The sequence below is a fragment of the Nonomuraea sp. NPDC001831 genome (assembly GCF_042892035.1).
GTDB lineage: Bacteria > Actinomycetota > Actinomycetes > Streptosporangiales > Streptosporangiaceae > Nonomuraea.
The window spans coordinates 540,812-557,340 of the sequence record NZ_JBIATU010000004.1 but is presented as its reverse complement, the minus strand read 5'-3'; the positions used below and the strand labels follow the sequence as shown (position 1 = coordinate 557,340).

18 protein-coding genes are annotated in these 16,529 nt (G+C 75.2%); 11 read left to right on the top strand and 7 right to left on the bottom strand.

Going from position 1 to position 16,529, the window contains the following annotated elements:
• Window positions 1-35: 35 nt before the first annotated feature.
• From ACFYYW_RS17745 to ACFYYW_RS17725, 5 genes are read left to right on the top strand one after another with little or no spacing between them, the layout of a single operon-like run.
• Entirely contained in the window at window positions 36-290 is a 255-nt protein-coding gene (locus ACFYYW_RS17745; RefSeq protein WP_364420216.1) for a hypothetical protein, read from the top strand.
• Window positions 291-310: 20 nt separating this feature from the next.
• On the top strand, window positions 311-1,036 hold the full coding sequence (locus ACFYYW_RS17740) for an ABC transporter ATP-binding protein (RefSeq protein ID WP_352324445.1): 726 nt from the start codon (window positions 311-313) through the stop codon (window positions 1,034-1,036).
• Window positions 1,033-3,432: an FtsX-like permease family protein gene (locus tag ACFYYW_RS17735; RefSeq protein WP_387649963.1), complete on the top strand. Its 2,400-nt coding sequence runs from the start codon at window positions 1,033-1,035 to the stop codon at window positions 3,430-3,432. Before ACFYYW_RS17740 ends, ACFYYW_RS17735 begins: the two co-directional genes overlap by 4 nt.
• A gap of 40 nt (window positions 3,433-3,472) precedes the next feature.
• Complete coding sequence (locus ACFYYW_RS17730) at window positions 3,473-4,663, top strand: sensor domain-containing protein (RefSeq protein WP_352324423.1); 1,191 nt, start codon at window positions 3,473-3,475, stop codon at window positions 4,661-4,663.
• Window positions 4,651-5,292 (top strand): response regulator transcription factor, encoded by a 642-nt coding sequence (locus ACFYYW_RS17725; protein ID WP_364420218.1) that lies wholly within the window; start codon window positions 4,651-4,653, stop codon window positions 5,290-5,292. Before ACFYYW_RS17730 ends, ACFYYW_RS17725 begins: the two co-directional genes overlap by 13 nt.
• A gap of 10 nt (window positions 5,293-5,302) precedes the next feature.
• Here the strand turns inward: ACFYYW_RS17725 and ACFYYW_RS17720 are convergent, their stop codons facing one another.
• Complete coding sequence (locus ACFYYW_RS17720) at window positions 5,303-6,205, bottom strand: aldo/keto reductase (RefSeq protein ID WP_387649962.1); 903 nt, start codon at window positions 6,203-6,205, stop codon at window positions 5,303-5,305.
• A gap of 1 nt (window position 6,206) precedes the next feature.
• Window positions 6,207-7,232: a hypothetical protein gene (locus tag ACFYYW_RS17715; RefSeq protein ID WP_364420222.1), complete on the bottom strand. Its 1,026-nt coding sequence runs from the start codon at window positions 7,230-7,232 to the stop codon at window positions 6,207-6,209.
• A gap of 85 nt (window positions 7,233-7,317) precedes the next feature.
• Here ACFYYW_RS17715 and ACFYYW_RS17710 point away from each other — a divergent pair, with 85 nt between their 5' ends.
• Window positions 7,318-7,914 carry a TetR/AcrR family transcriptional regulator gene (locus tag ACFYYW_RS17710; protein WP_387649960.1) on the top strand — a complete coding sequence of 199 codons (597 nt, stop codon included), beginning with the start codon at window positions 7,318-7,320 and terminating at the stop codon, window positions 7,912-7,914.
• Between the two features lie 7 nt (window positions 7,915-7,921).
• Here ACFYYW_RS17710 and ACFYYW_RS17705 read toward each other — a convergent pair whose 3' ends face one another.
• Together ACFYYW_RS17705 and ACFYYW_RS17700 are read right to left on the bottom strand one after the other, a co-directional pair.
• Window positions 7,922-8,503, bottom strand: a complete 582-nt coding sequence (locus tag ACFYYW_RS17705) for a GNAT family N-acetyltransferase (RefSeq protein ID WP_352324428.1) — start codon at window positions 8,501-8,503, stop codon at window positions 7,922-7,924.
• A 57-nt stretch (window positions 8,504-8,560) separates the two neighbouring features.
• Window positions 8,561-9,781, bottom strand: a complete 1,221-nt coding sequence (locus ACFYYW_RS17700) for an aromatic acid exporter family protein (RefSeq protein ID WP_364420226.1) — start codon at window positions 9,779-9,781, stop codon at window positions 8,561-8,563.
• A gap of 112 nt (window positions 9,782-9,893) precedes the next feature.
• Between ACFYYW_RS17700 and ACFYYW_RS17695 the strand changes: the two genes are divergently transcribed.
• Window positions 9,894-10,223 carry a cupin domain-containing protein gene (locus ACFYYW_RS17695; RefSeq protein WP_352363649.1) on the top strand — a complete coding sequence of 110 codons (330 nt, stop codon included), beginning with the start codon at window positions 9,894-9,896 and terminating at the stop codon, window positions 10,221-10,223.
• Window positions 10,224-10,381: 158 nt separating this feature from the next.
• Window positions 10,382-10,858 carry a hypothetical protein gene (locus ACFYYW_RS17690; protein ID WP_352324431.1) on the top strand — a complete coding sequence of 159 codons (477 nt, stop codon included), beginning with the start codon at window positions 10,382-10,384 and terminating at the stop codon, window positions 10,856-10,858.
• Here ACFYYW_RS17690 and ACFYYW_RS17685 read toward each other — a convergent pair.
• Together ACFYYW_RS17685 and ACFYYW_RS17680 are read right to left on the bottom strand one after the other, a co-directional pair.
• Window positions 10,824-12,620, bottom strand: a complete 1,797-nt coding sequence (locus ACFYYW_RS17685; protein WP_387649959.1) for a glycoside hydrolase family 15 protein — start codon at window positions 12,618-12,620, stop codon at window positions 10,824-10,826. The two genes, ACFYYW_RS17690 and ACFYYW_RS17685, sit on opposite strands and share 35 nt — an antisense overlap.
• An 18-nt stretch (window positions 12,621-12,638) precedes the next feature.
• Window positions 12,639-13,736: an enolase C-terminal domain-like protein gene (locus ACFYYW_RS17680; protein WP_387649957.1), complete on the bottom strand. Its 1,098-nt coding sequence runs from the start codon at window positions 13,734-13,736 to the stop codon at window positions 12,639-12,641.
• Window positions 13,737-13,838: 102 nt separating this feature from the next.
• On the opposite strand from ACFYYW_RS17680, the gene ACFYYW_RS17675 reads away from it, so the two are divergent.
• From ACFYYW_RS17675 to ACFYYW_RS17665, 3 genes are all read left to right on the top strand, one after another.
• Entirely contained in the window at window positions 13,839-14,054 is a 216-nt protein-coding gene (locus ACFYYW_RS17675; RefSeq protein ID WP_352324434.1) for a hypothetical protein, read from the top strand.
• A complete protein-coding gene (locus ACFYYW_RS17670; RefSeq protein WP_387649954.1) occupies window positions 14,051-14,515 on the top strand; it encodes a Clp protease N-terminal domain-containing protein in 465 nt (154 codons plus the stop codon). The genes ACFYYW_RS17675 and ACFYYW_RS17670 overlap by 4 nt, the downstream gene beginning before the upstream one ends.
• 82 nt (window positions 14,516-14,597) lie before the next feature.
• Entirely contained in the window at window positions 14,598-15,434 is an 837-nt protein-coding gene (locus ACFYYW_RS17665; protein WP_387649951.1) for an SMP-30/gluconolactonase/LRE family protein, read from the top strand.
• A gap of 80 nt (window positions 15,435-15,514) precedes the next feature.
• Here ACFYYW_RS17665 and ACFYYW_RS17660 read toward each other — a convergent pair whose 3' ends face one another.
• The gene (locus ACFYYW_RS17660) at window positions 15,515-16,516 is read right to left on the bottom strand and encodes a serine hydrolase domain-containing protein (RefSeq protein WP_387649950.1); all 1,002 of its coding nucleotides are present in this window, start codon (window positions 16,514-16,516) and stop codon (window positions 15,515-15,517) included.
• Window positions 16,517-16,529 lie beyond the last annotated feature (13 nt).

The following is a 16,529-nucleotide window of genomic DNA, read 5'->3' as shown; positions in this document are numbered from 1 at the left end:
TCAGCGCGGAGACCGGCGTCCATAGCGTTGTCCCCATGAGCGATCCGTACAGAATTGACACATATGAGCGGGCGGCGCACAGCCCGCGGACCCGGCCGCGGACCCAGCCGCGGCGACCGGCGTTGCGCGCCCTGCTGTGGATCACGGCGGTGGTCGGGGTCTCGGTGAACGTGGCGGCCGGCATCGTCACGCGGGGCGATCTGAACCCCGTCGGGCTGGCGTCGGGCGTGGTGGGCGTGGCGGGCATCGCCGGGCTGCTGATCCTGCGCTACGCCGGAGGCCGGTCGTGAGCGCCGTCGCGAGGCCCGCGATGGAGGCGGTCGTCACGCTGGAGCGGGTGAGCAAGACCTACGGTGGCGTGGTCGCCCTCGACGACGTCTCGCTGGCCTTCCCGCGCGGCCGGTTCGTGGCCGTGATGGGGCCGTCGGGCTCGGGGAAGAGCACCCTCCTGCAGGCCGCCGCGGCCCTGGAGCCGCCGACGTCCGGCGAGATCACCATCTGCGGCGTCGAGGTCACCCGCATGTCGGAGACCCGGCGCACGGAGTGGCGCAGGAAGCACCTGGGCTACGTGTTCCAGTCCTACAACCTGCTGCCCACCGTGACCGTCGAGGACAACGTCACGCTGCCGTTGCGGATGGCCGGGGTGCGGCCGGACCGGGCCTGGCTCGGCGAGCTGGTCGACCGGATGGGCCTGCGCGACCGCATGCGGCACCTGCCCACGGAGTTGTCGGGCGGCCAGCAGCAGCGGGCGGCGATCGTCCGCGCCCTGGCCGCGCGCCCGGACGTGGTGTTCGCCGACGAGCCCACCGGCGCCCTCGACCTGCGCAGCGCCGCCCACGTGCTGGACCTGCTGCGCGAGCTGGTCGACGACCTGGGCCAGACCGTCGTCATGGTCACCCACGACCCGGCCGCCGCGGCCCGCGCGCACGACACCGTGGTCATGGCCGACGGGCGCGTCCTCGACATCCTGCCCGCCCCGACCGCCGAGGACCTGGCCGTGCGGCTGGCCCGGCTGAGCGAGGAGCGGGTGGCATGATCAGGCTCGCGCTGGCGCTCGCCAAGGCGGGCGGGCTGGCCGTGGTGTTCGCCGCGGTGCTGGGCGGGATGGCGCTGGTGACCGGGACCGGGGTGCTGGTGGACTCGGCCTTCCGCGCGCAGCCGCCCCTGCGGCTGTCGGGCGCGGACGTGCTGGTCTCGGCCCGGCAGACGATCCCGCTGAAGGAGGAGCCGGACCTCGCGCTGCCCGAACGCGCCAGGATCCCCGGCTCGCTGGTCGCCGCGGCGTCACGGGTGCCCGGCGTGGCGGCCGCGGCCGGCGACCTCGCCTTTCCCGCCGCCGTCGGGTCCGGGACGGCCGGGCGGACCGCCGACCCGGCCACCGCCGGGCACGGCTGGTCGTCCCTCGCGCTGAGCGGCCGGATCACCGCCGGACGGGCGCCGCGCGCCGCCGACGAGATCGCGGTGAGCGGCGGGCGGGTCGGCGACCGGCTGCGGCTGACGGCGGCCGGCACGCCGGGCACCTACCGGGTGAGCGCCGTGGTGGACGCCCCCGGCGTGTACTTCACCGACGCCGTCGCCACCGCCCTGGCCGCCCGGACGGCGGGCCGGCCGCGGACGGTGGACCTCGTCGCGGTCCGCGCGGCGCCCGGCGTCTCCCCCGAGACGCTGGCCGCCCGGCTGAAGGCCCGCCTGGGCGACGGCTACGCGTACGCCACGGGCCGGGACCGGGCCGACGCGGAGTCGCCGGGCGCGGCGGCCGGCCGCGGGCTGCTGCTGATCCTGCCCTCCTCGATCGGCGGGATCAGCCTGCTGGTGGTCGGGTTCGTGGTGGGCGGCGGCCTGGCGCTGTCGGTCAACCGGCAGCGCCGCGACCTCGCCCTGCTGCGCGCGGCCGGCGCGACCCCGCGTCAGGTGCGCAGGCTGGTGGCCGTCCAGGCCGCGGCGGCGGCGCTGCCGGCCGTGCCGTTCGGGGCCGCGCTCGGCTACTTCCTGGCCGCCCGCTTCGGCGAGCTGCTGGCCGGGATCGGGCTGGTGCGCGCCGACCAGCCGCTGGTGTACGGGCCGCTGCCGGCCGTGGCCGCGACGCTGCTGCTGCTCGGCGTCACGCGGGTGGCCGCGTGGGCGGGGTCGTTGCGGGTGTCGCGCATGCCGGTGGTCTCCGGGCTGCCCGAGCCGCGCATGCCGTCGCCGGCGCGGACCCGGGCGGGGCTGCTGCTCATGCTCGGTGCGCTGGCGCTGTCCGTGACGCCGCTGTTCATGCGGGGCGAGGCGGGCATGATCGGTCCGGGCATCGCGTCGATCGTCGCGGTGATCGGCCTGGCGCTGGCCGGTCCGCGGCTGGTGCAGGGGGCGGCCAGGGCGGTGGCCGGGTCGCGGCTCATGACGCGGCTGCCCGGCCCGCTGTGGCTGGCGGTGCACAACTCCCACGGGTACGCGCTGCGCACCGCCGGGGCCGTGGCCGCGCTCGGCATGGTCGTCACGCTCGGCCTCAGCGTGGTGCTCAGCCAGACCACGATGGCCAAGGCGCGCGCCGACGAGGTCGCCGTGGGCCTGCGCGGCCTCGTCACGATCACCGCTCCTGACCTCGGCGGCGTCCCGCGCGGCCTGCTGGCCGACGTACGCTCGCGGACGAAGGCGGCGGGCATGGCGATGACGACCGTGGTGACCGAGCCGATGCTGACCGGCGACAGCCCCGCCCTGATGGCCACGCCCGCCATGGCGCTCGGCCCGGACGCCGAGGGCCTGGTCGACCTGGACCTCGCCGACGGCGGCCTGTCCGGCCTCAAGGGCGCGGCCGTCGCGGTGGAGGAGGGCCTGGGCCGGGTCGGCGGGAGCATGGACCTGATCATGGGCGACGGCGCGCGGGTGCGGGCGCGGGTGGCCGCCACCTACCGGCGCGGCCTCGGGTTCGGCCCGATCGTGGTCTCCCGCGACCTGGCCGCCGCGCACACGACGACCGGCCTGGACAGCGCGGTGCTGGCCCGTCCGGCCGACTTCGGCGACCTCGCGCACCGCCCCGAGCTGCGCTTCGACCACCAGGCCGCCGGACCGCAGGCCGCCATGGCCTCGGCCCAGACGCTGGTGAACGTGGCCGTGCTGGCCGTGCTGCTGGGCTACGTGCTGGTGGCGGTCGCCAACCGGCTGGTGGCGACGACGACCGCGCGCCGGGAGGAGTTCGCCGGGCTGCGCGCGATCGGCCTGACCCCGCGTCAGCTCAGGCGCGTGGTGCGCTGGGAGGCGCTGCTCGTGGGCGCCGGGGCGTCGGTGTCGGGGCTGGTGCTGTCGGCGGTGCCGCTGGTGCTGCTGAGCGTGGGCTTCCTGGCCCGCCCGCTGCCTGCCGGGCCGTTGTGGCTGGTCCCGGCCTCTATCCTGGCAGTGATGACGATTGTGTCCCTCGCCATGGAGCTACCCGCCCGGAAGATCATGACGTGACGTGAAAGCTCTGTGGCGGTTCGTTCGGTATCACTTGACGGTGTTCGCGTCGGCCGTGGCGGCGATGGTCTCGCTGGCGGTGCTGGCCGTGGGCGTCGCACTCGTCCCGGTGGGCGGGGTGGGGCTCGTCCTGGTGCCGCGCATGATGGCGGTGCTCCACCGGTGGACCGAGTGGCAGCGCGTGCAGGCCGGCGCGGTGCTGGGGGTCGACGTGCCGGCGCGCCCGGCGCCGCCGGCCAGGACCGGGGTGCGCGACCAGTGGCGGCAGCTCCTCACGGGCACGCGGGCCAGGCGTGATCTGCGCTGGACGGCGCTGCACGTCGTCGTGGGCCTGCCCGCCGCGCTGGCCGCCCTCGGGGTGGCCGGGCTGCTGGTGAACCCCGTGCTGGAGGCCCCGCTGTGGTGGCTGTTCCCCGCGGACGAACCGCTGCGGCTGCTGGTGGCCCTCCCGGTCACCGGATGGGAGCAGGCGATCGGCATGGGCGTCGCGCAGGTCGTCCTGGCCGCGCCGCTGGCCTGGTGGGCGCTGCCCCGGCTGGCCCGGCTGCACGCCCGCGCCTGCCTGGCCGCGCTCGCCCCCTCCGAGGCCGACCGGCTGGCCGAGCGGGTCGGCGAGCTGACCGAGAGCAGGTCGAACGTCCTCGACGCGCACGCCGCCGAGCTGCGCCGCATCGAGCGCGACCTGCACGACGGCACCCAGGCCCGTCTGGTCGCCATCGCGATGCGGCTGGCCATGGCCCGCGAGGCGCTCGACGACGACGGCGGGCCCGTCGGCCGGCTGCTGAAGGACGCGCACGAGGGCACCGAGGAGGCGATGACCGAGTTGCGGCAGGTGATCCGGACGATGTACCCGCCCGTCCTGGCCGACAGGGGGCTGGCCGGCGCGGTGGCCGCCGTGACGGCCAAGGCCGGCCTGCCCGTCGAGACGGACGTGAGCGGCCTCGGCGCGGTGCCCGCCGCGGTCGAGACGGCGGCCTACTTCATCGTGGCCGAGGCGGTCACGAACGCCACCAAGCACAGCGGCGCCGGCCACGTCACCGTACGGCTGGCGTCCGGCCGCGTGCTGCGCATCGAGGTCTGCGACGACGGCAGGGGCGGCGTCGACGAGAGCCGCGGCACCGGCGTCACCGGCATCCGCAGGAGGGCCGCCGCGCTCGACGGTACCTTGTCCATCGACAGCCCTCCCGGAGGGCCCACCCGTCTCGTCGTGGAGCTGCCGTGCGCGTCGTGATCGCCGAGGACAACGTCCTGCTGTCCACGGGGCTGGAACTGCTCCTGACCAGCAAGGACATCGAGGTGGCCGCGGTCGTGACGGACGCCGGCGCCCTGCTGGACGCCGTCACCGAGCACCGGCCCGACCTGGTGATCGCCGACGTGCGGCTGCCGCCGTCGTTCCGCGACGAGGGCATCAGGGCCGCCGTCGCCCTCCGGCGCGCCGACCCGGCCCTGCCCATCCTGGTCCTGTCCCAGTACGTCGAGCGCATCTACGCCCGCGAGCTGCTGGCGCACGGCTCGGGCGGCGTCGGCTACCTGCTGAAGGACCGGGTCAGCCGGGTGAGCCAGTTCGTCGAGGACGTCCGCCGGGTCGCCGCGGGCGGCACGGTCATGGACCCCGAGGTCATCGCCCAGCTCATGGTCGGGCGGGGCCACGGCCTGGACAGCCTCACCGGCCGGGAGCGGGAGGTGTTGTCCTGGATGGCCCAGGGCCTGAGCAACACCGAGATCGGCGAGCGGCTGACGATCACCGACAACGCGGTGCACAAGCACATCGGCAGCATCTTCGCCAAGCTCGGCCTGGCCGTCTCGGACGGCGGCCACCGCCGGGTCATGGCCGTGCTCACCTTCCTCGACGACCAGTGACCCGCCTCCCCTACGCCGGGCCCAGGCGGACGCGGACGGCCGCGTCCACGTCGGGCGGCAGCGGGCCCTTGCGGGCGGCGGCGACGTTGGCCCGCAGGTGTTCCGGCCGGGCCGAGCCGACGATCACCGAGTGCAGCTCCGGATGGCCGAGGATGAACCGGAGCAGCAGTTCGGTCACCGGCGCGCCGTCGGCCAGCTCCTCCAGGCGGGCGGCGGCGAGCCGGGCGTGGCGCTGCGCCAGCGGCCGGCGCACCGGCTCGGGCACGGTCTCGGGCGGCGGCGCGAGCGAGCGGGCCACCGCCCCGCGGGCGATCGTGCCCGCCCCGCTCGCCGCGGCGGCCCCGGCGAGCCGTTCGTGGGAGCGGTCGAGCGCCGAGTAGGGCAGCAGGAACACGTCGAACGCGCCCGTCGCGATGTGGTCGGGAAGGTGCGGCAGCTCCCCCGACATGCCGGTGAAGCGGATCAGTCCCTCGTCCTGGAGTGCCCGCATCCCGGCGACAGTGTCCTCGGCCGCCATCACCGAGACGCTCGGGCTGAGGTGCACCATCAGCACGTCGAGATGGCCGGTGCGCATCCGGCGCAGGCTGCGCTCGACGCCCGCGCGCACGTTCGCCCTCGTGTAGTCGTGCGCGGGGTCGCCGTCCGTGAGGGAGCAGCCGCACTTGCCCGCCAGGACGAACTCGTCGCGGCGGTGTGCGATCCAGCGGCCGATGTGCTCCTCGGCGTCGCCGTAGTCGGGTGCGGTGTCGATGAGGTTCACCCCGGCGTCGAGGGCCTCGTTCAGCACGGCGCGGGCCGCGTCGTCGGACACCGGCGGGCCCCAGGCGCGGGGGCCGCGCAGTTCCATGGCGCCGTAGCCGAGGCGGCTGACGCGCAGGCCGGTGCGGCCGAGGGTGGCGGTGGGCAGGGTCACGTCAGTGCTTCGCGTAGTGGCCGGCGACGGCGGCGAAGGCGGCCTTGGGGTCCCAGGGCAGGCCGGGGTAGGCGGTGCCGGAGCGGTCCTCGTAGACCTTGACGACGCCGTAGCTGGCCAGGTCCAGGTCGTCGCGGGGGTCGCCGTCGGGGCGGTGCGGGTGGTCGCGCAGCGCGAAGGTGAACACGAAGGCGCTGTCCACGCCGGCGGCGTCGAAGATCTCCAGCAGCTCGCGCACGTACGCGGCCTGGCCCTCCTCGTCGCGGACGTGCTCGCCGGTCAGCCGGAGCGGCTCGCGGGTGCCCGGGGCGTACTCGACGATCTCCAGGCCGAGCGCGCCGCGGTCGCCCGCGCCGCGGTAGGTCGCCGAGCCGAACTCGGTGATCGCGACCGGCCTGCCCTCCGCGACGAGGCCGCGCACGCCCTGCTCGAAGACGTCCACGATCTCGGCCGACCGGTAGAGGTCCACGGAGACCAGGTCGAACGGCGTCCAGTCGACGCCTTCGAGCGGCACGGAGGCGTAGGTCACCCGGCCGCCGAACCGCTCGCGCACGACGGCCACCGCCCGCCCGAGGAAGTCGTTGACCCGCGTGCGGACGCCGCCGACCAGCTCGCGCACCCGCTCCGGACGGCTCAGCAGGGCGACCCGCTCGTCGATGTCGTCCCCGGGCAGGAAGCCCTTGCTCATCAGGCACAGCTCGGCGCCGGTGACGAAGACCACCTCGGCGCCGCGCCGCCTGAGCCGTTCGGCGCGCTCGGCGCAGTCGGCGAACAGCGCCAGCATCTCCTCCTCGGTCAGCTCCAGCGGATAGGGCGAGAACCAGACCTCCAGCCCCAGGTCGGCGGCGTGGCGGGCGGCGATCTCCAGGCGTTCGGGGTCGCCGCCCATGACGCGGACGGCCGTGCAGTGCAGGTCGTCCCGGATGACGCGCATCTCGCGCGCCACCACGTCGGGGTCGAACCCGGGGTGGCCGATCGTCCCGTTGACGACGAAACCGGTGTCGTAGCTGATGCCTTTGGCACGCATGGCTGTTCCCTCCAGATTTACGGTACTGCCCGTACCTTAGCCTATGTGAGGTACGGTCGGTACCCTCAGACCGAGGAGGGTGGCGATGGCCGAGGCAGGCGTGCGGACACGGCGGCGCGGGGCCGCGCTGGAGGAGGCGATCCTGAGCGCGGCGGCCGACGAGCTCACCGAGTCCGGGTTCGCCGGGCTCACGATGGACAAGGTCGCCGCCCGCGCCGGCACCAACAAGAACGCCATCTACCGCCGCTGGCCGGGCCGCCTGGCCCTCGGCGTCGCCGCCTACAAGCGGCTGGCCACGACGGTCTCGCCGCCCGACACCGGCGAGCTGCGCGGCGACGCCCTGGAGCTGCTGCGCCGGGCCAACCGCTACTGGAGCTCGCCGCTCGGCGCGATCCTGCGCGACCTGATCGCCGCCGCCGGCGGCGCCGCCGAGCTGCTGGCCCAGCTCCAGGAGCAGTCGGACGACGCGGTGGCCGCGCCCTGGCTGGCCGTCCTGGAACGGGCGGTGGCCCGCGGCGAGGCCGACCCCGAGTCGCTGCGCCCGAGGGTCGCCACGGTGGCCATCGTGCTGCTGCGCAACGAGTTCGTGGTGCGGGGTGCGCCCAACGCCCCGGACGACGTCCTGGTGGAGATCGTGGACGAGGTCTTCCTGCCGCTGGTCCGGCGAGGCCGGGACGCCTGAGGCAGGCTCACCAGAGCCGGTCGATCTCCCCGGGGTGGAGCTCGACGCGCGCGTGGTGGAACGACAGCCGGTGCGCCCGGCCGTGGGCCGAGGGGAAGTCGCCCATCGTGACCTTGTCGAACCCGGGCCGGTCGCTGGGGAAGGGCGCCTGCGGCGTGCCGCCGACCAGCACCGCGCCGGGGACGGCCGACCAGCCGGCGCTCTCGTAGAAGCCCTGGAGCGGCCGGTCGCAGGTGAACAGGGCGACGTCGAAGCCCGCCTCGGCGACGGCCGCGCGCGCGGCGCCCACCAGGCGGCGGCCGTGCCCCCGGCCGCGGGCCGCCTTCCTGGTCACCACGGTGCTCAGGCCCGCGGCGCGGAACCGGTGGCCGGCGTGGGTGAGGGTCTTGGACAGGATGTCCAGGGCGGCCAGGACCGTGCCCTCGTCGAGGAGGATCATGGTCCGGGGGGCGAGGGCGGGGTCGTGCGCGGGGCCGCCGCCGTCGGGCGCGGGGAAGTCGTGGCCCGGCCAGGCCTCCCGTTGCAGGTCGCGCACCTGGGCCAGCAGGGCCGTGGGCACGTCCGGCTCGGGGAACGACCTGATGAGCATGGCTCCCGAGTGTGCCGCGCGACGGCCCCCCGGCGCAAACGGGGGCCGGTCAGCGGGTCAGGGGTGGGTGGCGGGCGAGGAGGGGCGGTTGTCGTCGTCCTGGCCGGCGGGCGAGGAGGGGCGGTTGTCGTCGTCCTGGCCGGCGGGCGTGGCCGCCAGGATGTCGGTCAGGACCGCCAGGATGCGTTCGGCGTCGGTGAGCAGGCTGCCGCTCAGCGCCCAGCCGGCCGGGTGGGCGACCTCGCCCTTCTGGATCTCCGTCGTCATCTGGTCGTGGATGCGGCTCGCCTGCGCCTCCGCCCGGCCGAGCAGGGTGCGGGCCTTTCCGGCGTCCGGGTCGCGCCGTACGGTGGCGGTCAGGGCGTCGCCCAGCAGGTCCAGCAGGTCGGCGTAGTCGCGGGCGTAGTCGGGGCTGACGTCGGTCGAGGGCCCGTCGTGGTGTTCCAGGTGCGCCAGGGCGTGCACGATCGTGTGCACGTGCGCGGCCAGCGTGGTCAGCCGGCGCAGCACCTGCTCGTGGTCCTGGGCGGCCGTGACCGGGTGGAGGCTGTGGCGCAGGTTGTAGCGGCGGCTCTCGGCGCCGTCGGCCACGGCGGCGGCCGCGTCGGCCAGGTGCTCGTCCAGCCGGACGGCCTGGCGTTCCCAGTCGGGCAGCGCCGAGAGGTTCCACTCGTCCCGTAAGCCCTCGGCGACGGAGGTCAGCAGCGCGGCCGTCTCGCGGGCCAGGCGGCGGACGGCGGCGTCGGGCCGGTCGCGGTACAGCGGCGGCCACAACACGCTGTTGACCACCGCGCCGCTCACCGCGCCGATGGCCGTGGCCAGCACGTACGCCAGCAGGTAGCGCTCCTGGGAGGCGGCGGCGAAGGAGAGCAGCAGCACGGCGGTGGTGGCGACGTCGGAGCCGTGGTTGCCCATCCGGTGCCAGCGGGCGGCGATCAGTGCGGGCGGCACGACCAGGACCAGGCTGAGCACGCCCAGGCCGAGCAGGTGCCCGATGCTGCCGGCCAGGATGACCCCGGCGCCGACCGCGGCGACCCGGCGCAGGCCGTTGGTGAGGGTGCGGTACACGGTGGCGTGCACCATGATCACCGCGGTGGCGGGGGCGATCCAGGTGGCGCCGAGCGCCAGCAGCCGGCTGGCCGTCAGCCAGGCCAGCACCGCCGCCAGCGTCGCCTTGGCGATCTGCAGCGCCTGCAACCGCTGGTACGACCCCGGCTTGGCCAGCCCGGCGGCCTGCCCGCGCACGTACGCCAGCTCACGCTTGACGGCCGCGGACATCCGGCCACTCCAGCCACTCCACATGACGTGACATTTACTCACATTTAGGGCAAGCCGCAAGCATCTCCCCGCCGACGGCGCGGCTCGCGGCGGCATGAGAGGATCACCGGCCATGGAGATCATCGACAGCGGCCGGTTCGAGCCCGCCCCGGACGGTTCCGCCAACTTCGCCGAGCACCTGAGCGTGCCCGCGCTCAGCTTCGGCACGTACTCCATCCCGGCCGGCGCCGTCGACGGCCAGTCGCCGCACGCCGAGGACGAGATCTACGTCGTCACCAGCGGACGCGCCTCCTTCACCGCGGGCGGCGTCACCGTCGAGGTCGGCCCCGGCACCACCCTGTTCGTCCCGGCCCGCGAGGAGCACCGCTTCCACGACGTCACCGAGGACCTGGTGACGCTGGTGTTCTTCGGGCCCGCCTACAGCGGCGTCCCCACGTCCTGACGCCCCTCGGCCGTCGGGCGCGCGAACTCGTGGGCCGCGAGCGCGCCACGAGCGCGCCGGGCTGAGGAGACTGGAGGGCGGGAGCGGCCGCCCGGCCGTTCCCGTCGCGTGACCGTCGCCCACCGTTGCCGCCCGGCCCTGACGAGATGAGAGCCCTCATGACTGTCACCCCCGCCCAGCTGCGCGACCTCGCGCGCCGCGCTCAGGACCTCGCCGCCGAGGTGCGCTCGCTGTGCGACGGCGAGCCCGCCGGATCCCCCGAGGGCGACCAGCTCCGGGCCGCGCGGCACGCCGCCGACTGGCTGGACCGGGGCGGCGAGGACCTGCAACGGGCGGCCGGCGACCTGGCCAGGCTGCGGGCGCAGCGCGAGCAGGTCTGCGGCATGCCGTGGGGCGTCTGCCCCGAGCACGGCAACACCCTGTCCTACCGGGCGAACATCACCGAGTGCCGGGTCTGCCACCGCACCTGGCCGCAGGACCGGGCCGGCCGGCCCTGCCAGGAGCTGGTCCGGTGGAAGGTGACCGACCAGGCCGGGACGGTGACCAGGATGTGCGACGGGCACGTGCTCGGCGCCCGCGCCGTGCTGCACGGGGCCACCTTCACCCGTCTTGATGCCGAGGGCGCCCAGGCCTGAACCTGCCCGACAGGACGGTGGCGCTGTTGATCACCGAGACGTGGCTGTAGGCCTGCGGGAAGTTGCCGACCTGCCGGTGGTGCACGGTGTCGTACTCCTCCGCCAGCAGGCCGACGTCGTTGCGCAGGCCGAGCAGCCGTTCGAACAGCTCGGTGGCCCGGCGCCGGCGGCCGGTCGCGGCCAGGGCGTCGGCCAGCCAGAAGGAGCAGGCCAGGAAGGTGCCCTCGCCGCCGGGCAGGCCGTCGATGTTCTCCTCCTCGGCCTGGTAGCGCAGGACGAGACCGTCGTGGACGAGGTCGCGGGCGATCGCGTCCACGGTGCCGACGACGCGCGGGTCGCCGGGCGGCAGGAAGCCGAGGCGCGGGATGAGCAGCAGGGCCGCGTCCAGGCCGGTCGAGCCGTAGTACTGGGTGAAGGTGTTGCGTTCGGCGTCGTAGCCGTGGGCGCAGACGTCCTGGTGGATGCGTTCGCGCAGGGCGCGCCAGCGGCCCGCCGGGCCGTCGCGGCCGAACGTCTCGACGGCCTGGATCATGCGGTCGGCCGCGACCCAGGCCAGCACCTTGGAGTGCACGAACGGGCGGCGCGGCCCCCGGGTCTCCCACAGCCCGTTGTCGGGCTGGTCCCAGATGCCTTCGAGGTAGTTCATCAGGGTGTTCTGCAGGTCCCAGGCCTCGTCGTCGACGGCCAGGCCGGAGCGTCGGGCCAGGTGCAGGCAGTCGAGGGTCTCGCCGTAGACGTCGAGCTGGAGCTGGCCGGAGGCGGCGTTGCCGACGCGTACGGGCTGGGACGCCTCGTAGCCCGACAACCAGTCGGCGGTCCATTCGGGGATGCGCCGGCCGCCCTCGACGGTGTACATGATCTGCAGGTCGGCGGGGTGCCCGGCGACGGCCCGCAGCAGCCATTCGCGCCAGGCGCGCGCCTCGGCGTCGTAGCCGGCGGTCATCATGGCCTGCAGGGTGAAGCTGGCGTCGCGCAGCCAGCAGTAGCGGTAGTCCCAGTTGCGCGAGCCGCCCAGCTGCTCGGGCAGCGAGGTGGTGGCGGCGGCGACGAGCCCGCCGGTGGGGGCGTAGGTGAGGGCCTTGAGCGTGAGCAGGCTCGTGCGGACGGCTTCGTCGTAGTCGCCCTGGTAGCCGCACCGGCCGGCCCACTCGTGCCACAGCCGTTCGGTGTCGGCCAGGGCCTCGGGCGGGTCGACCGGTTCCGGGCGCGGCAGCCACGACTGCTGCCAGGTCAGCGCGAACGGCACCCGCTGCCCCTCCCCCACCGTGAAGGAGGCGGTGGTGCGGTGCCGGTCGGCGTCCGGGCACAGCTCGACGGGGGTGCGCAGCCAGGTGGCGTCGCCGCCGGCGACCGCGGCCAGCACGCCGGGCTCGTAGCGCAGCCAGGGGACGTCGTGGCCGTAGTCGAAACGCAGCACCAGTTCCATCGTCATCTCGACCCGGCCGCGCACGCCCTCGACGATCCGCACCACGTCGGGGGCCTGGCCGCGGGGCGGCATGAAGTCCACCACCCGGACGCTGCCGCCGGGGCCGTCCCAGGTGCTCTCCAGGATGAGGGTGCCCTGGCGGTAGCCGCGGGAGGTGGCCCGGCCGCCGCCCGCGGGGGCCAGCAGCCAGCGTCCGGCGGACGGGCCGTCGAGCAGCGCGGCGAAGCAGGCGGGCGAGTCGAAGCGGGGCAGGCACAACCAGTCGATCGAGCCGTCGCGGCCGACGAGCGCGGCGGTGTGCATGTCGCCGATCAGGGCGTAGTCCTCGATCCGCATCGGCGCCGGCTCCTTCCGTCAGGCCACGCGGTGGGGTTCGGCGGCGGCGGCGCGCAGCTCCAGCCCGTGGCCGGGGGCGTCGGGCCGGGGGCGGGCCGAGCCGCCGGAGGGGTCGGCGGCGCCGTCGAACAGCTCGGCCTCGATGCGCTGGTGGTCGTGGAACCACTCGACGTGGCGCAGGTTGGCGGTGCTCGCGGCGGCCGGGAGGTGCAGGTTGGGCGCGCAGTGGGCGGACACCTGCAGGTTGTGGCCCGCGGCGATCGCGGCGGCGGCGAACCAGCCGGTGTAGCCGCCGCAGCGGGTGGCGTCGACCTGGAGGCAGTCGACGGCCTGGGCCCGGCACATGCGGGTGAAGTAGGCGGGGTCGCAGCCGTACTCGCCGGCGGTGACGTCGGGGGCGGCCCGCTCGCGCACCAGCCGCAGGCCCGGCAGGTCGTCGGAGGACACGGGCTCCTCGAACCAGGTCACGTCGTGCTCGCCCATGCGCGCGGCCAGGCGGACGGCCTGCTTGGCGGTGTAGCCGCCGTTGGCGTCGACGTACAGCTCGGCGCGGTCGCCGATGACGCGGCGGGCCAGGGCCACGCGGTGCAGGTCGCGGTCGGGGCGGCTGCCGGACGACTCGCCGATCTTGATCTTGACGCGGCCGATGCCCTGCTCGTGGACCCAGCAGGCGAGCTGGGCGGTGGTGGCCTCGTCGTCGTAGGTGGTGAAGCCGCCCGAGCCGTACAGGGGGACCTCGGGCCGGGCGGCGCCGAACAGGCGGGTCAGCGGCAGGCCGAGCAGGCGCGCCTTGAGGTCCCACAGCGCCACGTCGGCGGCCGAGACGGCGTAGCCGGCGACGCCGGGACGGCCCGCGTTGCGCACCTGCCGGACCATCGCGGCGTGCAGGGCGGGGATGTCGGCGGCGTCCGCGCCGGTCAGGACGCCGGCCAGCAGCTCGGTGACGACCGAGGCGGCGGCGGCCGGGGCGTAGGTCCAGCCGGTGCCGGTGACGCCCGCGGCGGTCAGGGTGACGACGACCATGGTGGTGGACCGCCAGGCCAGCGTGCCGTCGCCTTCGGGCTGGTCGGTGGGGATGCGGTAGGCGGCCGCCCCGGCGCTCTCGATCGTGCTCATGACATCCCTGGCCCTACCCGATGGCTCCCGGCATGACGCCTCGGCTCCTCGCCAAGCAACCTGAATTGCCTGTTCCGGGGCCGGACGCCTAGGGTGGCTGGAATGTCAGTCAAGGAGCCCGCGGACGCGCTCGCGGCCGTGGTCGCGCTGCGCCGCCTGGCCGACCAGCTGGAGGACGCCGCCGTGGAGCAGGCGATGCGGGCGGGCTGGAGCTGGCCGCAGGTGGCCGAGGCGCTCGGCGTCACCCGCCAGGCGGTCCACAAGAAGCACGCCAAGCGGCTCATCGCGGCCGGGGTCGAGCTGCGGAGGCGGGCATGAGCGGCGCCTTCGACCGCTACCTGCACGACGTGCTGATCCGGGCGGAGGCCGAGGCGCGCGCGGAGAGCTCCCCCACGATCGAGGCCCATCACGTGCTGCTGGCCATGGCGGCGCCGCAGGACACCGCGGCGCGGGCGGTCCTGGCCGCGGCCGGGCTCGACCAGGCGGGGCTGCGGGCGGCGTTGCGGCGGGAGTTCGAGCACAGCCTGGCCGCGGCCGGGGTGTCGGCGGCCGCCTTCGACCTGCGTTCGACGCCCGACCCCGAGCGGCGCCCGCAGCTCGGGGCGTCGGTCAAGCTGGCGATCGAGCGGCTGGCCGCCGCCCATCGCAAGAAGGACCTGCGGCCTGTCCACGTGCTGCTCGGCGTCCTGCAGGCCGAGGTGGGCACGGTCCCGCGGGCGCTGGCCCTGGCGGGGATCGACCGCGCCGCGCTGGCCGAGCGCGCCCGCGCCGCCCTGTAGATCCGGCGCGCATCTTTTCTTCCCGGCGATGTCGATCCGGGCCCCCGCCCTTCGTGTAGGGGGCAGAAGGAGGCATGACGACATGACCGAGACGAAGACATTGGTGACCGGGTTGTGCGTGGGCGAGTCGCCGCGCTGGCACGAGGGCAGGCTGTGGTTCTCCCACTGGGGGGTGCAGGAGATCGTCGCCGTCAGCCCGGACGGCGAGCGCGAGGTGGTCGGCCGCGGCCCGAAACCCGCCGGGTTCTGCCTCGCCTGGCTGCCCGACGGCCGCCTGCTGGTGACCGGCGAGCGCGAGCTGCTGCGCGTGGAGCCGGACGGCACGACGTCCGTCCACGCCGACCTGGGCGAGCTGCCGCCCGGGCCGAACGAGGTCGTCGTGGACGGCCGCGGCCGGATCTACGTGAACTGCGTCGGCTTCGACTTCGGCCGGGCCGACTTCGCGCCCGGCGTGATCGCCCTGGTCGGCCCCGGCGGCCAGGCCCGGGTGGTCGCCGAGGACCTGTACTTCCCCAACGGGATGGCGGTGACCCCGGACGGCTCCACGCTGGTCGTCGCCGAGTCCTGGACGCGGCGGCTGACGGCGTTCGACATCGGCGCGGACGGCGGGCTGTCCGGCCGCCGGGTGTGGGCGCCCGTCGGCGGCGACGGCATCTGCATGGACGCCGAGGGCGCGATCTGGACCCAGGTGGACGACGAACAGGGGGCCGCCTGCGTACGGGTGCGCGAGGGCGGCGAGGTGACCGACCGGATCGAGCTCGACCGGTCCTGCTTCGCCGCCGCGCTCGGCGGCCCGGACGGCCGGACGTTGTTCATGACGGTCGCGGTGTTCCCGGGCGTCGAGCGGATGGCGGAGATGTTCGCCGGCCGGACGGGCGAGGTCAGGACGGCCGACGTGGCCGTCCCCGGGCTCGTCTGAGCCGGTGGGGGCCCGCGCCCTCAGCCGAAGTCGGCCTGGAACCCGCGCCCTCAGCCGAATTCGGCCTGGAACCCGCGCCGTCAGCCGAATTCGGCCTGGAACAGGTCAGCGCAGGTGGCCAGGAAGTCGCCCCAGTCGCCGTTCACGTTGGCGACCAGGGTGTGGCTGCCCTGCCGGTCGCCCATCGCGTACGTCATCGACCCCTGGATGTAGCCGCCCCCGCCCCAGAGCGTGACCCCGGACGGGAAACGCTGGGAGTAGACGCCGAGCCCGTACCGGGCGCCGGGCACCCAGCCGGCGCCCTCGGTGGGCACGGTGGTGAACATCTCCTCCTGCTGGGCGGGCGGCAGCAGCCGCCCGCCCAGCAGGGCGGCCAGGAAGCGGTGGAGGTCGGCCGTGGTCGAGACCATGCCGCCGGCGGCCCAGGCCCATGACAGGTCGGCGTCGGTCACGTCGTGGCGGACGGTCTCCTGGCCGGTGTCGTCCTGGCCGGAGTAGTGGCGGGCGTGCGGGTCGCGCAGCCCTTCGCCGGCCGCGGGCAGGTACGTCCCGGTCAGCCCCAGCGGGGCCGCGACGCGGCGGTCGATCTGCTCGGCCAGCGTCGAGCCGGACGCCGCCTCGACGATCATCCCGGCCAGGTTGTAGTTGACCTTGGAGTAGACGAACCGCCCGCCCGGCTCCCCGGCGGGCGGGGTCTCCTGGCCGGGGATCGCGTCCGGCAGGCCGCTGGTGTGGTTGAGCAGCAGCCGCAGGGTGATGCGGGCGGCGTCGGCGCCGGGGAAGTACTCCTCGACGACGCCCGGCAGCCAGGTGGTCACCGGGGCGTCCAGGGCCAGGTCGCCGTCGGCCGCCAGGCCCAGCACGACGGTCCCGACGAACGCCTTGGTGAAGCTGCCGACGCGGAAGTGCTCCCCGGGGCCGCGGGGGCGGCCGGTCTCCAGGTCGGCCACGCCCGCGGCGCCGAACCACGGCGGGTCGTCGCCGTCCCGCACCTCGGCCACGACGCCGGGCCCGCGGTCGTCGGCCACCAGCCGGTCGAGCACCTGCCGCAACCTCGGACGATCGGCGTGAACCATGGACATGCTGCCTCCAGCG

Bases quoted from the DNA above. Each gene is read 5' to 3' on its own strand.
- ACFYYW_RS17695 (WP_352363649.1), top strand. From the start codon at position 9,894: ATGGAGATCATCGACAGCGGCCGGTTCGAGCCCGCCCCGGACGGTTCC.
- ACFYYW_RS17670 (WP_387649954.1), top strand. From the start codon at position 14,051: ATGAGCGGCGCCTTCGACCGCTACCTGCACGACGTGCTGATCCGGGCG.
- ACFYYW_RS17740 (WP_352324445.1), top strand. From the start codon at position 311: ATGGAGGCGGTCGTCACGCTGGAGCGGGTGAGCAAGACCTACGGTGGC.
- ACFYYW_RS17690 (WP_352324431.1), top strand. From the start codon at position 10,382: ATGACTGTCACCCCCGCCCAGCTGCGCGACCTCGCGCGCCGCGCTCAG.
- ACFYYW_RS17705 (WP_352324428.1), bottom strand. From the start codon at position 8,503: ATGCTCATCAGGTCGTTCCCCGAGCCGGACGTGCCCACGGCCCTGCTG.
- ACFYYW_RS17745 (WP_364420216.1), top strand. From the start codon at position 36: ATGAGCGATCCGTACAGAATTGACACATATGAGCGGGCGGCGCACAGC.
- ACFYYW_RS17715 (WP_364420222.1), bottom strand. From the start codon at position 7,232: ATGCGTGCCAAAGGCATCAGCTACGACACCGGTTTCGTCGTCAACGGG.
- ACFYYW_RS17660 (WP_387649950.1), bottom strand. From the start codon at position 16,516: ATGTCCATGGTTCACGCCGATCGTCCGAGGTTGCGGCAGGTGCTCGAC.
- ACFYYW_RS17680 (WP_387649957.1), bottom strand. From the start codon at position 13,736: ATGAGCACGATCGAGAGCGCCGGGGCGGCCGCCTACCGCATCCCCACC.
- ACFYYW_RS17710 (WP_387649960.1), top strand. From the start codon at position 7,318: ATGGCCGAGGCAGGCGTGCGGACACGGCGGCGCGGGGCCGCGCTGGAG.
- ACFYYW_RS17665 (WP_387649951.1), top strand. From the start codon at position 14,598: ATGACCGAGACGAAGACATTGGTGACCGGGTTGTGCGTGGGCGAGTCG.
- ACFYYW_RS17735 (WP_387649963.1), top strand. From the start codon at position 1,033: ATGATCAGGCTCGCGCTGGCGCTCGCCAAGGCGGGCGGGCTGGCCGTG.
- ACFYYW_RS17700 (WP_364420226.1), bottom strand. From the start codon at position 9,781: ATGTCCGCGGCCGTCAAGCGTGAGCTGGCGTACGTGCGCGGGCAGGCC.
- ACFYYW_RS17685 (WP_387649959.1), bottom strand. From the start codon at position 12,620: ATGCGGATCGAGGACTACGCCCTGATCGGCGACATGCACACCGCCGCG.
- ACFYYW_RS17675 (WP_352324434.1), top strand. From the start codon at position 13,839: ATGTCAGTCAAGGAGCCCGCGGACGCGCTCGCGGCCGTGGTCGCGCTG.